General features: G+C 41.1%; 13 protein-coding genes and 3 pseudogenes. 5 read left to right on the top strand and 11 right to left on the bottom strand.

Going from position 1 to position 14,897, the window contains the following annotated elements:
• Positions 1-119 precede the first annotated feature (119 nt).
• Complete coding sequence (locus AC58PQ_RS24560; RefSeq protein WP_497246289.1) at positions 120-269, bottom strand: hypothetical protein; 150 nt, start codon at positions 267-269, stop codon at positions 120-122.
• A gap of 174 nt (positions 270-443) precedes the next feature.
• On the opposite strand from AC58PQ_RS24560, the pseudogene AC58PQ_RS24555 reads away from it, so the two are divergent.
• A pseudogene (locus AC58PQ_RS24555) lies at positions 444-1,787 on the top strand (IS4 family transposase); the annotation flags it as partial.
• Between the two features lie 431 nt (positions 1,788-2,218).
• Positions 2,219-3,484: pseudogene (locus AC58PQ_RS24550) on the top strand (IS110 family RNA-guided transposase).
• Positions 3,485-3,878: 394 nt separating this feature from the next.
• Here AC58PQ_RS24550 and AC58PQ_RS24545 read toward each other — a convergent pair.
• From AC58PQ_RS24545 to AC58PQ_RS24525, 5 genes are all read right to left on the bottom strand, one after another.
• Complete coding sequence (locus AC58PQ_RS24545; RefSeq protein WP_497246287.1) at positions 3,879-4,079, bottom strand: hypothetical protein; 201 nt, start codon at positions 4,077-4,079, stop codon at positions 3,879-3,881.
• Between the two features lie 735 nt (positions 4,080-4,814).
• A complete protein-coding gene (locus AC58PQ_RS24540; protein ID WP_497246285.1) occupies positions 4,815-5,309 on the bottom strand; it encodes a DUF2716 domain-containing protein in 495 nt (164 codons plus the stop codon).
• A gap of 171 nt (positions 5,310-5,480) precedes the next feature.
• Entirely contained in the window at positions 5,481-6,113 is a 633-nt protein-coding gene (locus tag AC58PQ_RS24535; protein ID WP_497246283.1) for a hypothetical protein, read from the bottom strand.
• Between the two features lie 390 nt (positions 6,114-6,503).
• Positions 6,504-6,911 (bottom strand): hypothetical protein, encoded by a 408-nt coding sequence (locus AC58PQ_RS24530; protein WP_497246281.1) that lies wholly within the window; start codon positions 6,909-6,911, stop codon positions 6,504-6,506.
• A gap of 335 nt (positions 6,912-7,246) precedes the next feature.
• Positions 7,247-7,462 carry a hypothetical protein gene (locus AC58PQ_RS24525; RefSeq protein WP_497246279.1) on the bottom strand — a complete coding sequence of 72 codons (216 nt, stop codon included), beginning with the start codon at positions 7,460-7,462 and terminating at the stop codon, positions 7,247-7,249.
• Between the two features lie 302 nt (positions 7,463-7,764).
• Between AC58PQ_RS24525 and AC58PQ_RS24520 the strand changes: the two genes are divergently transcribed.
• Positions 7,765-8,166, top strand: a complete 402-nt coding sequence (locus AC58PQ_RS24520) for a VOC family protein (RefSeq protein ID WP_497246277.1) — start codon at positions 7,765-7,767, stop codon at positions 8,164-8,166.
• A 279-nt stretch (positions 8,167-8,445) separates the two neighbouring features.
• Here AC58PQ_RS24520 and AC58PQ_RS24515 read toward each other — a convergent pair whose 3' ends face one another.
• A complete protein-coding gene (locus AC58PQ_RS24515) occupies positions 8,446-8,931 on the bottom strand; it encodes a peptide ABC transporter substrate-binding protein (protein ID WP_497246275.1) in 486 nt (161 codons plus the stop codon).
• Between the two features lie 259 nt (positions 8,932-9,190).
• Between AC58PQ_RS24515 and AC58PQ_RS24510 the strand changes: the two genes are divergently transcribed.
• Positions 9,191-9,757, top strand: a complete 567-nt coding sequence (locus AC58PQ_RS24510) for a hypothetical protein (protein ID WP_497246273.1) — start codon at positions 9,191-9,193, stop codon at positions 9,755-9,757.
• A gap of 352 nt (positions 9,758-10,109) precedes the next feature.
• Here AC58PQ_RS24510 and AC58PQ_RS24505 read toward each other — a convergent pair.
• From AC58PQ_RS24505 to tdh, 4 genes and pseudogenes are all read right to left on the bottom strand, one after another.
• Positions 10,110-10,253: pseudogene (locus AC58PQ_RS24505) on the bottom strand (chromate transporter); the annotation flags it as partial.
• An 86-nt stretch (positions 10,254-10,339) separates the two neighbouring features.
• Complete coding sequence (locus AC58PQ_RS24500; RefSeq protein ID WP_497246271.1) at positions 10,340-11,149, bottom strand: MBL fold metallo-hydrolase; 810 nt, start codon at positions 11,147-11,149, stop codon at positions 10,340-10,342.
• Between the two features lie 325 nt (positions 11,150-11,474).
• The gene (locus tag AC58PQ_RS24495; protein ID WP_497246269.1) at positions 11,475-12,653 is read right to left on the bottom strand and encodes a glycine C-acetyltransferase; all 1,179 of its coding nucleotides are present in this window, start codon (positions 12,651-12,653) and stop codon (positions 11,475-11,477) included.
• Positions 12,646-13,734, bottom strand: a complete 1,089-nt coding sequence (gene tdh, locus AC58PQ_RS24490; RefSeq protein WP_497246267.1) for an L-threonine 3-dehydrogenase — start codon at positions 13,732-13,734, stop codon at positions 12,646-12,648. Before tdh ends, AC58PQ_RS24495 begins: the two co-directional genes overlap by 8 nt.
• Positions 13,735-13,923: 189 nt before the next feature.
• Between tdh and AC58PQ_RS24485 the strand changes: the two genes are divergently transcribed.
• Positions 13,924-14,484, top strand: a complete 561-nt coding sequence (locus AC58PQ_RS24485) for a helix-turn-helix domain-containing protein (protein ID WP_497246265.1) — start codon at positions 13,924-13,926, stop codon at positions 14,482-14,484.
• The last annotated feature ends 413 nt before the right edge of the window (positions 14,485-14,897 follow it).

The raw sequence follows: 14,897 nt of genomic DNA, 5'->3' as shown, positions 1-14,897 counted from the left end.
TATTTCTCTCATTTAAACAATTTGGTGTGACATGCTCGGCTAATTCCAACGGCTGAGGTGCATCGGCGATAGCGCCCTTCCATTGGTAAGTTCCTAGCAGGAAGGCGCGTTTTTCCCTGCTACCATAATCTTGGGATTTGGCGGTGTTCAATTCCAGTGCTCGTTTTCAGCTCTTCCTCTTTCATACAACCTGATGCCAACAAAACAAGCGAAATGAGCGAGAACAATAGGATTACTGAAAGAATCATCTTGCTAAAAGATCTGTACATTAGAACCCCCCTTATCTAACTAACTCAACTTTCGCACTACGAAAAACTAGTTAATCCTTATGGTTACAAGCCTTAATTGAGATTTTTTGCTTATCTTGACAGAAAAACACCCTCTTTGTTTGGTATCATGGAAGTGACTAGCAACCACGCAAACAAAGAAAGGTGTGTAACTCTATGGTACACCAAAAATCCTTGTCTGAACAGGCAAAAACTCGGTTTTCTATCTTGTTTTCAACCCTGCAAATCGGACAACTGCTTCGAAATGCTGGAATTACTAAATCGTTTGGATTTTCTAGTTTATCTGTGTTTCATCTTCTATTTTCACTCGTGTTTGAAGGTCGAAATTGGTTCCGTCTTTTGGAAAGTGAACGAGGTGAGTCATTGCCTGGTAAAGATGTCATTTATCGCTTCCTGAACCAGAACACATTTGCATGGCGAAAGTTTCTCCATAGCTTTGCATTGAAAATCGTTTTGCATTTTGAGTCTCTTATTTCTGCCTCGCGCACACGCGTCTTCATCATTGACGACTCGGTTTTGAAACGCAATCGCAGTAAAAAAGCCGAACTATTGGCACGTGTATTCGACCACACGACCGGTCGGTTTACCAAAGGGTTTGCGATGTTGACACTTGGCTGGTCAGATGGTTTTAGCTTTGCTCCCATTGACTTTGTCATGCTTTCTTCCGCTAAACTTGCAAACCGGATTTGTGAAATGAATGAACAAGTTTCTAAGCGCAGCCAAGGCTACAAGCGTCGGCTTGAGGCACTCCATCGTAAACCAGATGCCGTAGTGGACTTATTAAAACGGGCGTTAACTGGTGGTTTTACAGCGGACTATGTGCTTATGGACAGTTGGTTCACGCAAGCACCATTGCTTCGCCAGCTCAATGAAATGGGACTTCCCGTCATTGGTATGGTCAAAGAATTGAAGCAACGCTACCGATTAAATGGCAAGCTATTGTCCCTAAAAGATCTTTACGCAACACTTCCCAGAAGTAAATCTGCTGAAATTTTGGGATCCATCACGGCGGAAACGGCTTGCGGATTACCTGCTAAATTCGTGTTTGTTCAAAATCGCAATAAGCGTAGAGAATAGCTTGCCATCATCAGCACAGACTTGACATTAAGCGAAGATGAAATCGTGCGAATCTATGGTATGCGCTGGAGTATCGAGACGTTTTTCAAATTTACAAAGAGCTATTTAAAACTAGGATCCGAATTTCAGGGTCGTTCTTTTGACATGCTGATTAGCCACACGACGGTTGTATTTAGCCGTTATTTGGTGATGGAATTTGAGCGTCGACAGGAAAATGACGGAAAATCTCTAGGTGGTCTGTTTTTTCTTTTTGCGGATGAAATTAGGGATTTGGACTATGAAACGGCTTTACAACAACTCATGGCATTATTTATTCAGATAACTCAGGCGAAGACTAAACGTGATAAGTCTTCGGTTTTTTGTCAACTCCACGAGTGGATTTCAGGTTTGCCCAGCTACATCAAGGGTTCTTACAAGGAATTAGTTTCCGATACTATTCTTTATTTGATGTTGATTTCATTTCACTTAATAAGAGATTCTGTTCAATTATTATTTGTTTTAGATCTTCCATTTGTTTCATCATTTCTTGATGTTGTCGATTAAGTTGATTATTTATTGTTCTAACTTCTCCATCTTGGTTAGTTATATCTGAATTATTAATTGCTGCCCTGATGATTACATAGAGAATTAAACCACTAATAACAGTAAATAGTAGCCAAACTATAATTCCTCCCATAGAACATCACATCCTTTTAATTTTTGAATTTATCCCTTTTCATTCAACTAAAGTTCGCCGTTAGATTCCTGTAGATGGATAAATTTCAGCTTTGTAAAAAAAGGAGCGCCTCTGTACGATGGAAGTATGCTACGGGTCAAAAGCCCTTTAATTCCATCATCCAGGAGGACGCTCTACTATGAAGTTTAAATCACAAGATAAGCAAAATCAACTCATTGAAAACATTACCTTTAATCATATTGTTGTTGGTGTAGACATTGCTCAGGAGGCCCATGTTGCTAGAGCAGTTAACTTCCGTGGTGTCGCACTTGGCAATCCTTTAGTGTTTAGTAATGACGAAGATGGTTTCAAGTCCCTCGACCGTTGGATCTGCGACTTGTTAGTTTCATATAAATTATCCCAAGTTATCGTTGGTATGGAACCGACTGGCCATTACTGGTTCAGCCTTGCTGGTTGGCTAAAAAACAAAGGAATCCAAGCCGTACTTGTTAATCCTCATCTTGTTAAAAAGAATAAAGAAAACCGCGACAATACACGCTCTAAAAGCGACAAAAAAGATGCTTTAGTTATTGCCGACATGGTGAAAAACGGCTACTACTCCCCTGTTCGTTTCCACTCCTCTGAATACGAGGAGCTGCGAGTACTAATGGCCAACCGAGAAACAGTCGTTAAACGACTCGTAAGTGCCGTTAACCAGATCCACCGCTGGGTCGACATTGTCTTCCCTGAACTGAGACAAGTCTTTAAGATCTTAACCTGCAAGGGTGCATTGTTAACCCTTCGGCTTTTTCCGCTCCCGGCTGAGCTATGTAAACTAAGTCCTGACGATGTAATTAAAGGATGGCAGAAATCAATGAAGCGACATTCTGGTGTGCGTAGAGCACATCTACTCATCGATCTTGCTAAGAAAACTGTTGGATCTAAGCAAGCAACACATGCTTACAAACTCCATCTAGAGCAGCTTCTTGAGGAGCATGACTTAGCCACTAAACAACTACAGAGGATAGAAAAAGAGGCCAAAGACGTTGTTGAACGTATCCCCTATTCAGGCAAAATACTTGCCATTACTGGTATAAGTGCAATTGCTCTAGCTGGTATTTTATGAGAGTCTGGAGATCTTAGAGGTTATGCGCACGGGAATGCTCTACTTCGTCACGCAGGCCTCAATGTGACCGAAGCAAGCTCGGGTAAATGGAAGGGACAACTGAAGCTCAGTAAACGAGGCCGTCCACGCCTGCGTCACTTTCTCTATTTAATCACGATGTGCATGGTCATGAGTAACCAAGAATTTAAAGCCTTACATCACCATAATGTTCAAGTAAAAAAACTCAAAAAGATGAAATCTATCATGAAACTATGTGGAAAGCTAGCTCGACTCCTAGTAGGAATGGCGCGTAGTGATCAAGCCTACAACCCCGATAAAATCTTTGCATTAGCAGCTTAAAATAAACCTTATCTCACGCAAGTTGGCGTATTCGCAGGAGACAAAGAAAGCACGGAGTATCGGGATACATTACGCAAAAAGGCTCTGACCTGTTCCGTTAGAAAGACCGACATCCACCCCTTAGATAGATGTGACGAAGGAATGTAAGGGCAATTTGACCCGCCCCGACATGGGAGTGAAAATCGCTAAGGGCATCGTTGAGAATACGTGCAGCATTTGGAATGAATTGGGTGATTCAACTCCACCTCTGTTCCCGCACGCCTATTTAACGAAACGCCATAATATATCTCACTATCTTTTCTTTCATCATCGATATTTAATGGATGAAATCCTGCGAATAAACGAGCTTGCGTGAGGAAATCAAATCATACCGAGGGAGTTTAATTACTTGGCTTTAGCTCAGTTCATTCTCATATGAATCGATTTCAATTATTTCTCTCAAATCGCGGTAAGCTAAGTAGACAGGAAGCCTGCCTATATCGATCCAAAGTGAGTAAATCTCAGTTCCAATAATTTTAATGTCTGTTAATTCCCCAGCAATCTTACTTCCGTTTTCATAAATGAATCTGTAATGTTTTCCAACTTCAAGGTTCATTAACTCATACCACCTTTTAGAGTGTCTTTTCCTACTAGAATGAAATATAAATCATAACATGAATATTCAACAGTTGACCCCACAATCCTGCCCGAGTTTAACGGCATCACAAGGGCAATGAAGGGAGTACTTCATTTACGTAAAATAGCTTACTGCAATTTGTCGTGACAGTTCGAAATATCAGTTATAATAGAAAAAGGCATGGTATCCTTGATTTAAGAGCATGAATGTCAAAAAAATGGGGTTTAAGTGTTGAAAAATCACATACGGGTAAATGGAAAATTGCTTCAAACTAACAAGAAGTTTTCCGCTTTAAAGTTGAGACAAAAAGAGTGGATCGCTTCCTTACTCAGAAGTAAAACGATCTCTCTGATGCTCGAGCATCAACGACAATTAAAACGTCCTGAACTCGAACAGATATTAAAGGAGACTTTAATTGCTATAGAGCAAAAGGGAATTTGGATACCTGACTGCGAAGTCCGTAGTTATTATGAGAGCAAGGTTCAGCGATATTACAAATCAGTTTACAAACAACAGGCGTTATCTGAAGGTAGTTTTTCATCCAAATGAATGAAAAACTACCTTTAAAACCCGATTGTCGGACGGTTAAGGCAGCTTTCATTGTTCAAATATTATTAAATTTGTTAATACAGCATGGCTGCTGATGTGACCGGCAGCCTAACTTTATTGGTTGTACTATAGTTATCCGATAGTTCAATAATCGTTAGTCGATTCTCATCCTTGTTGAACCACTTTGTGAAGCATCAGCGGTTTTTCTTTTAACAAACTGCCTACAAGTTTTTCTCCGTAGATAGTAATTGTTTCTTCCCATGGATGACCTAGAATTCCCCATGAAAAATCCCTAGCGAGAAAGAAATGATAATCGCCATCTGGATGAATGGAAATTATCCAATCTCCATTATCCACTCTCCATGGCACATGTCTTGGAAACTCCAGCCGTGCATCCACTAAATAACATTCATGTTGCCAATCTAAAGCGTAAATAAGCTCGCCTGGCTGGGTACATTGCTGAAACGCCATTACAGACTTTTCCTCTAAGTCTCTAAAGAGTTCTTCAATATAACAATTGGATATGTCATATTTGATGAACGGGCTGGGAGTGCAATACGATGGAAATATTTTGGTGCTAGGATTAAAATTAAACTCTTTATTAAATCTTGACCAGATTTTTTTCTGCTCGTTATCTTCTAATAAAGTCCATCCATCCATTTTTACATCCCCCCACCCATGATAATATTATTCCTTACAACTGCAGCAACGCTGCCCATTTCATCAATAAACAAAAGAGGATCTGTCGCAAAGCTGTCAAATCGGACTGAGGGGCGAATGCCCCGAAACGTGAATATGGTGTTATCGGAAGTTCATGTCCTCTTGAAATACTTACATTATCTTTAATTCTAGCTTTGTATATTTTTCCTCAATCTCATTATCTTCACTAATCCATTCTGAATGAACCCAAAGATTTATTTGTATCATTCTTGAAAGTTCATCAATGGCTTGTTCAGGATTGCGTAATTCTAATAATTTGGTTATCTCTTCATGATTTAGTTCAAGTACGCTCTCTAAATAATCAAGATCAATTACTTCCGATTCTAAGCCATATTCTTCTATTGCCCACTCTTCACAAAAGTATTTTTTAGTTTTTATTTCTCCTTCTTGAAATAGAGTAAATTCAAATATATCTTCATCAAAAAATCCAATTGTCATTACAGGCTCTGATACGAAGTTAGAAAGGAGTTCTCCAATTTGCTCGACTGTTCCCCATGAAAGGTGATCATTTAGGACATTGGACCAATTCATTTCTTGGTTAAGATAAAAAGATACTGAAGAAGCTGTTTTATTAATCTGTTTCTCATTAGAAGATCCGTAAACATATTGGTCAATAATGCTCATAGCAGAATAATCAGGAGTAGCAAGGATTGATCCAGCTTTGTTGCTCAACCTTTGCAGTGCATCCAATATTACTTCATGATTAATAGTTTTGATATGAAGATTGGCGAACTTTGTGCCCATTTTATCTCCTCCATGGTCTAAATGAATTTCCGATTACAATTAATCTGCGAATTTCGTAAATTCTTCATAATTGAAGTATTCGCGAAGTGATTGAACTATCCTGCCCGATAGTTTAGCAAGTTACAGGTCAGTCTAATTCTTGTCGGCAATCGGACAATGTTCTTGTCACGAATCGGGAATCGGATCAAGTTCTTGTCATTGACAAATGACAAGAACTTGATCCGATAACTAAAAAAGCCCGCGGTTTACGCGGACTTCATTCGGACAATGTTCTTGTCAACCGACAGTTTTGTCGGATGACGACACATCCTAATATATCTCGTTATCTTTCATTCATCATCGATATCTAAGTGATGAAATCCTGCGAATAGACGAGCTTGCGTGAGGAAATCAAATCATGCCGAGGGAGCTTAACGGTCTAGTTAAACGTATTAACTGATTCTGTTGGTCTAAACTTCTTAAAGCATCATCTACTACTTCATTAGAAAAGTTTTTCACTATTATTTCATTCTCAATCAAAAAAACATTACCCATCATGTTTCGCTCGATGTAATCAAACAATCCATCTTTCGTGCATATTGAACACCATCTCTTTTCGCCATTGCTAAAAGCAATTGTAACCTCAACATGTTCTAATGATTTTTCACTTCTATCTTTTATTTCATCATCATATTGCCATGAAACCATAATGATTACATCACTTCCAGCAGGTAAGAAATGATGGCTTCTTCTGAACCACCTTGCTCGGCAATTATCACCTACAATTTTTATCTGTTGTTTTTCCTCATCTTCGACCAATACTTCATATTCTTTGCCTCGTGTCAGAGCATTTATATACGTACCTACAAAATTACGAGGCTGCCGATTAATGCGGCACCCGTATTGAGTTTATGATAATCTTTTGTGTGCCAATGACTTTGCGAAGTTTGCCTAAATAAGAATCCTGCCAACCACTCATTTTTCTCACCCTTAGGATTATTCTGGATGTGAATATAATAATATTTTAATCCTATCAATAAAACAACTAATTTTAGATGGATTCGTTCTAATATTGATATTAAAGAAAATACATACCATGATTGTTGTATTTGTATCAACTATCCTCCATTTTTCGTATTTACGTTAGTAAAAACTTATTCAATGCCGTATTTATCATAAAACTCTTGGACTAATTCATCTCTTTTTTCTTTGCCAACTAATATCCAAGTTTCTTGTTGGTATCTTGTTGAAATGAGAGTTTTTGCTGCTTCTATCCTTATTTTCTTTCCAAGAGGAGTAAATCCCCCAATTATTATCAGCACAAGTGTGACTCCTACAAAAATTCGTTTTACTGAGAGAATAATTTTCACGCCTCCTTTTTATTATTAGACGAACTTGATGATATGTTGTGGCGAAATACGTTAGCTGAGAAGGCTGCCGATCAATTGATTTTGGCAGCCTTTTCCTGATGTTTATTGAGCTATAGGTCTGCGAGGGAGCTTAATAATAACTTATCATCAGTTGGTAAACCTCCCCAGTCGATTTCTTTGATAATGAGTAAATGGTCCTTGTGTCATTTATGTTGCGGTTTCTTTTATAAGATTCGCTTCTGCTCCCAGAAGTAGAGTATAGTAGGAGTAGTTTGGAAATATATTCCGAGGAGGCTACAGCCATGTCACAGGAGATTTGGATTAACCTGCCGGTCAAAGATGTTGAGAGGTCAACTGCTTTTTTCAACGAGATTGGATTCCATGCGGTGAGCGTTGGTAACGAGAGAGCTAAGCTTGCCATAGGCCAAACAACGATTCTGCTGTTCCCGGATGCGGCCTTTGAGAAATTTACAGGTTCAAAAATCGCAGATACTTCCCATAGCGCAGAAGTAATATTTTCCATTGGCGCTGAAAGCAGAGAAGTAGTAGATGCCTTTATTCAAAAAGTAGAGTTTGCCGGAGGAAGCATCTTTGGCAAGCCGAGTGAAATTGACGGCTGGATGTACGGCGCAGGATTTGCCGACCTGGACGGTCACCGTTGGAATCTGCTGTACATGGATGAGAGCAAAATGCCGAAACGCTAATATGAAAACGCCGGTCACCTGCTTAAGGTCACCGGCGTTCTTTCACACCCCGTATAACCTCATATCTGTCATTCAACTCAAAACGTTGCTTAGAAGGAAAAATTCGTGGGTGAAACTATTACAAATCACCTGGGTTAGCCCGTGTTAATTTATTGGTCTTACATAAACTAGATTAACACATATTGGAACTAACCTGCCTTTTAGTTGAGAAAAGGCAGCCGTACCATTAAGGTCAGCTGCCAAGTTATTGAACTCTCGTTACCCGAGGGAGTTCAATTATTAGCTTACCCAAGTCATTTTGACTTCTTTGGTTTTCCAACTGTTATCTTTATAATGCACAGTAACTTCCACTCCTACTGCCCCTAAACCTGAGCGGTATTTGGAACCCTCAAAAAAGACATTATTATTAAATTTAAAGTCAACTTTCACTATCCTGAGTAGTATTCCATCCAAAGACATGGTCTCTTGATTGAATAATCCCATTTCTTTTAATTGTTCAAAAGTGGCATTCATTACTTCAACCTTGTATTTTTGCTTGAAGTAGTTGATAATACCCTCTTTAGCATTCTCATCGAGTTCATTGAAATTACTCATATCAATAGCTATAAACTTCATTTCGTGGTTTAGTGCTTCATCCTGCTCCACAATGGAGTCCAAAGCAACACTATAAATTTCGCCTAAATGTTCCTTGGGCTCTATACTTGTACTGCAAGCAGAGAGCAATAAAAAGATACCAAAAAAGATTGTAAATTGTTTATACTTCAATTTTTATCCCCCCTCTTATACCTTACATAGACGCTATTGATATTACTTATGTTTCAACAAGTGTTTATTAAACTATCCTGCCCTTTAACGGAGTGAAGGGCTGCCACGTATTCAACAATCGCTCCTCGTTGAACGAGCAGTCCATTAATTTGGTAACAGCATAACATTTGTCCAAAACTTTCGGTTAAGGTTCTCATATCTTGTTATATTCATCCTAATCATCTCTACCAAATGATGAGAAACAAGGAGGGTAACTCGAATGAAGCTTTACAAAAAAGCTTTCACAAAAAATCAGGATGACGCCGTTCGGACACCCATTACCGTGAAGGAACTGAGCATCATATCCCGCCGGATACTGCCTCTTTATGAACGCATAGCAAACGACCGTTTGTATGCGAGGCGACTGATAAGCGTCATGAGGACATTGGATTTAGATCGAACAACAAGAGTGATCCAAAAGGTGCTGCCAGGCGCAGGGGTCTCTATTGGAGGCGGCTTCAGCGTAAGCCACAGTCTCATGATCACAAAAAAGACGAAGGTTTATTTTGATAACGGTATCTATAGGTCGGGGCGTATACAAACCGAGGATATCTGTAGAGTAAGCCTCATCATGCTGCAGCTGCTGAGAAAACTTGCCAATGTTCGCATATTTGCAGCACGGTTCATCAGGCTCGTGAGAACGAGAAAACAGGCTGATTTGCTGCGGTTGGTCAATAACGCCGTCAATTCAAAGCTTATTGTTTCCGCCACTATCAGCATATACGGTCCTTTATTTGTTGTCCGATTGTCTAACGGAAAGCGCTATAATCTTGTCTTTGAATGCTAGTAAGAAACACAAGAATCCTAACCATTGGCTGAACAGGCTGCCGTTCGTACAGGCAGCACTTCCAGTTGAAGAAACAATTACAAAAATAACAGTTAATACGGTAGCATGACATTTGAATTTCTCGCCCATTACATGGTAATTAATACCATTTTATATCACTAGTATCCGATTGTATACAAACAATATCTTATTTAAGATTGCTGCCCAATAACTTAATAAGGCTGCCATCGCGGCAGCCTTACTTTGTAGTATTTAAAAGAAGTTCTGGGTTAGCGTAAAAGTTGCCATGATTGTAAAACAGTATATTCTCAATCATTCGTTACTTCTCTAATTCGTTCACTCATTTTTTGAAGAGTGTAACGGATGCCACAATAACGGCTAAGGTGGCACGCTTCTTGTCTGGCGTGAGTTTCTGCCCCATGCCTAGAATGGCCACAGCTACAATGGCAACAGCCACGATTTTCAATCCATGAATCCAACCCGCTTGGCTTAGGTCCAATCCCCACTTGACAGCCCTAGCTTGAACGACACGAGCAGCAATTCGATGAGTACTTTTGTTTGATGAATGCCTATATCACCCAATTACAAAGTAACCTTCAAACCATCATAAGCAACTTGTATGCCATTGGGCTCAAAAATATCAACCAGATCTTCATGCAGCAAACCTGCATTGTGGGAGAAATGCGTAACGAAAACCTGAGCTCCCTCTTTCAAAACTCCGTTCGTGTCCATCCATGCTTTGGCTTCTAGAACAGCATCGACGTTCATGTGATTTTCACGATGATGACTTCGACCCGTTGTGCATTCAAGTATAGCTAGATCGAGCTTTTTATCTTGGAGCCATGCCCAAGTCTTCTCCGGAAACCAACCGCTGTCATTGCCATAGAGGATGGACTTCCCATCTTTTTCAATGTAATAAAGCAAGCATGTCTCTAATTTATCATGATCGGCTAATAGGGGAACGATGGTTGCAGTTTGCGTCTGAACGGGTACGAACGGCAGCACTCTGTGGAATTCATAGTTATGTGAGAGTCCGTTGAGCGCTTGGAAGCAGAGTCGGGAAGGGATATCGTGACCATATACATGCATCGTACTTTCACCATATTGTGCGAAACCTCTAGCTCGAATCGCCATATCCTCTGCATACAGATGATCGGAATGCGAATGTGTGATCAACAAATCCTGGATCTGATTCATATCCAAGCCATATTGATGCGAGTGGTACAACGTATCCGGCGGAAAATCGACCTTCAACACATTGTCGATGATCACCGAGGTGCGTGAGCGAATATTTCTCCCTTTGCGTTCGCGAGCTTGCTGACACGTGTCACATTGGCAAAAGAGTGAAGGAATTCCTTCATAGGCAGCAGTTCCGAGAAAATGTATGAGCATCCGATGTTACCTCCAATTAATCGTACTGATCATGTTGGATTGTGATGTTTCTTGAGTTGTTTGTTGTAATTTTATGTTGATTTCGTAGGGGTGTCAATAAATTCCTTGTACACGTGGATTTTTGCCCACCGCTGTTTTCATGAGAAAAACTTCTATCGAAGTCGTTCGAGGATGAGCGACCGCGTTTTAAAGGTTGTTTTTATCGCCAATTAGAAAGATATTTTTTCGGGAACCGAAAACTTATACTATCTAATGTGGTCAAAGAAACACCGCTTTCCCATGTGAATAGAAAAGTGGTGTTTCTTTGACAAACGATCTATGTTTGTTACATCAACAGATTGAGCTGTTTTCCTGCCTTATGCAACGCATCCAGCGCAAAATCCAGATCTTCCCGTGTATGCTGAGCCGTGACAATGAATCGCACGCGTCCTTTGTCCATCGCCACTGTCGGATAGACGATCCCTTGAGCGTAGACGCCTTCCTGCAAAAGCAAATCAGAAAACTGCATCGTCTTCGCCGGATTCCCCACGATAACAGGAATGATTGGCGTCTCGCTGGCGCCTGTGTCGAAGCCAAGAGCTTGCACCTTCGAGCGGAAATACGCAGCGTTCTCCCAAAGCTTTGCGATGAGATCTCCGCTTTGCTGAAGCACTTGGATTGCCGCAAGGCAAGTAGCCGCAACTGCCGGTGTTTGGGACGTGCTGAACAAGAAAGGACGTGCTTTATGGATCAGGTAATCTTTGACAACTTGCTCGCAAGCCACGTAACCCCCAACAGCGCCGACTGCCTTCGAAAGCGTGCCGATCTGGATGTGTACACGTCCGTGCAGGCCAAAATGATCCGTCGATCCCTTCCCGTTCTTGCCGAGTACACCGCTCGCATGGGCATCGTCTACATAGACAAAAGCATCATATTTCTCAACAAGCTCAACAATAGCTGGCAGCGGCGCGATGTCTCCATCCATGCTAAAAACACCGTCCGTGACTACGATACGCTTCTGAAACCCAGCACTTTCTTTTAGTAGCGCCTCCAAGTGATCCATGTCTTTATGGGCAAAAACTTTCCGTTGCGATTTCGTTAATCGAATACCATCAATGATACTCGCATGATTTAACTCGTCACTGATCACGACATCCTCTGGTCCAAGTAGTGGACCTAAGACGCCTTGGTTTGCGGTGAAACCAGATTGAAAAACAAGTGCCGCTTCCGTTCCCTTGAATTTGGCCAGCTCAAGTTCTAGTTGATCATGAATATCAAGCGTCCCGGTGATCGTACGTACGGATCCGCTGCCAACGCCATATTTTTCAATCGCACGAATAGCCGCTTCCTTCATGCCAGGATGATCGGTGAGTCCCAAGTAATTATTCGAAGACATTTGTAAAACAGAACGCCCCTTCAATGACATCCAAGCACCTGAGCCGCTTTCCCATACGGTGAGAGGACGGTAGCGCCCCTCCTTTTGCAATTGCTCCAGTTCTTTCTCTAATGTGTTCCAACTAGCCATGAATCGCACACTCCTTAATTGAAGGTAATTGAACTTCCGTGTCATGTAAAAAAACGATTTTACCGCATTGCCCCGATATCATCAATTCAAACGCCTTCTCATAGTCATTCAGTGAAAATGTGTGAGTGATCAGCGGTTTCAAATCGATTCGTTTCTGATCTAGTAAGCCTTTCAACTGATACCAAGTCTGGTACATGCGCCGACCGGTAATTCCTTCAATACGTAAGCCTTTAAAAATGATATGGCGCGACAAATCAAGGGGAACTTCTTGTGTAGGAATACCGAGCAAAGCTACTCTAGCGGCAGAAGCCGCTGCCTCAAAGCCCCCGCGAATCGCATCGGGATAACCTGACATTTCTAAAACGACTTCAGCGCCTTCACCGTCGGTATATGCACGAATAGCATCCACCATGGATACCTCTCTACTATTGATGATATAGTCTGCGCCCATCTGCTTAGCTAACGATAGTCGATAAGGATTGATATCAACAGCAATCACGACGCCTGCGCCGCTCGCTTTGGCAACGGCAACAGCCATTAATCCGATTGGCCCGGTACCGATAACAACGACCGACTTCCCAACGATGTCGCCTGACAATACGGTCTGCACCGCATTACCCAGCGGATCCTGCAAACAAGCGAGCTCGAATGGCATATCCGGTCTATTGTGAATAACATTCGCTGCCTTAACGACCGCATATTCACTGAAGCAGCCTGGCGCTGTAATCCCGAAGCTAACCGTATTCGGGCAGACGTGCGCGTTGCCGGTTCGACACGCCTTACATACACCGCATACGATATGGCCTTCTGCTGAAACATGATCTCCGACCTTCACATTAGTCACTTGGCTGCCTATCTCTTCGACCACACCAGCGAATTCATGCCCGAAAACATTCGGTGTTACGACCGCGCTTTCCGCCCAATCATCCCATTTATAAATATGAACATCCGTCCCGCAAATGGATGTAGCTTTAATTTTAACCAACACTTCGTCAGGTCCACAGTGTGGTATCGGTACTTCTCGTAAAACCGCACCTGGTCCACGAACCTCTTTGACAAGTCCGATCATCGTCTCTCTCATGTTGAATGCCCCCTTTTTTCAAAAGAAGAAAGTTTACTATATTAACTTTTTGTGCGTTATCTTGTATATACAATATATTATACATACGGATGAGATATTGTACATACGTATTTGAAAATAATTCACAGCTATGCTAAATTGGGTTTATACTTGAGGTACTTCAAGTACTTGTAGGAAGAGGAGAAATCAATGGATCAGGAGCAAATTCATAAGAAGATCGGGAAAAACCTTCAAAATATACGCAAAGCAAGGTCACTCAGCCTAGATCAGGTCGCAGAATTAACAGGCGTCAGCAAAGCAATGCTCGGGCAGATAGAGCGTGGTGATTCGAATCCAACCATTTCTATTTTATGGAAAATCGTAAATGGACTTCACATCTCGTTTACTTCGCTCATTGAGGACAATGTCCCGAAGGTGACCCACATCCACCTCGATGAGATTGAACCATTCTTAGAAGAAGATGGGAATTATCGGGCATTTCCGATCGTCCCCTTTGAGCAAAAAAAGCAATTTGAGATCTACACCGTCGAAATTGAAGTCGGCTGTACCCACGCCTCGGAAGCTCATTATGAAGGTGTCGAAGAGTATATTTTGATGATCAGCGGTGCACTTCGACTTCGTATTCAGGATGAAACCTACGAGTTGAAGGCCGGAGATGCCATTCACTTTTCCGCCGATCAGCCCCATGTTTATGAGAACATCGCAGATGAGAAAACGATGTATAACACCATCATTTGTTATCCTTTGTAAGAGATTTCCGGGGAAATAAAAAGAGCTTCTACAGGCAGACTATTCTGCCTTGTGGAAGCTCTTTGACGTAATTGCATATTGACTATTCCAGGGTAACTTCTTTCGATGCTTCCAATGCTTTAATGTCATTCATTGTTATAGTTAACTCAAGATTGTTTTCTCTTAGTAAACATCCAATGGAATATATATACAACAGATAATAGTCTAAGGTACGCCTCCTTGAACTACATTCTTTCATTTATCATACATTCTGAGCAATCATTTTTCAATTCAAATGGACTCCTAATCCCCCTGAAAATCTAACTTATTATGTGAATCATTTAAACGCTTATATGTAAACAAAGAAACACCGCTTTTCCTAGTGAAAAGAAATGCGGTGTCGCTTCATCAAACAGTCTATTGCGCAAATAAAT

This window comes from Paenibacillus sp. J22P143, from assembly GCF_059692035.1.
Note: the sequence above shows the minus strand (reverse complement) of the source record. Positions and strands in the feature narration are given on the sequence as shown.

What these genes read in the sequence shown, in the direction of transcription:
- AC58PQ_RS24560 (WP_497246289.1), bottom strand. Translation starts at nt 269, where the DNA reads ATGTACAGATCTTTTAGCAAGATGATTCTTTCAGTAATCCTATTGTTC.
- AC58PQ_RS24545 (WP_497246287.1), bottom strand. Translation starts at nt 4,079, where the DNA reads ATGAACCTTGAAGTTGGAAAACATTACAGATTCATTTATGAAAACGGA.
- AC58PQ_RS24540 (WP_497246285.1), bottom strand. Translation starts at nt 5,309, where the DNA reads ATGGATGGATGGACTTTATTAGAAGATAACGAGCAGAAAAAAATCTGG.
- AC58PQ_RS24535 (WP_497246283.1), bottom strand. Translation starts at nt 6,113, where the DNA reads ATGGGCACAAAGTTCGCCAATCTTCATATCAAAACTATTAATCATGAA.
- AC58PQ_RS24520 (WP_497246277.1), top strand. Translation starts at nt 7,765, where the DNA reads ATGTCACAGGAGATTTGGATTAACCTGCCGGTCAAAGATGTTGAGAGG.
- AC58PQ_RS24510 (WP_497246273.1), top strand. Translation starts at nt 9,191, where the DNA reads ATGAAGCTTTACAAAAAAGCTTTCACAAAAAATCAGGATGACGCCGTT.
- AC58PQ_RS24500 (WP_497246271.1), bottom strand. Translation starts at nt 11,149, where the DNA reads ATGCTCATACATTTTCTCGGAACTGCTGCCTATGAAGGAATTCCTTCA.
- AC58PQ_RS24495 (WP_497246269.1), bottom strand. Translation starts at nt 12,653, where the DNA reads ATGGCTAGTTGGAACACATTAGAGAAAGAACTGGAGCAATTGCAAAAG.
- tdh (WP_497246267.1), bottom strand. Translation starts at nt 13,734, where the DNA reads ATGAGAGAGACGATGATCGGACTTGTCAAAGAGGTTCGTGGACCAGGT.
- AC58PQ_RS24485 (WP_497246265.1), top strand. Translation starts at nt 13,924, where the DNA reads ATGGATCAGGAGCAAATTCATAAGAAGATCGGGAAAAACCTTCAAAAT.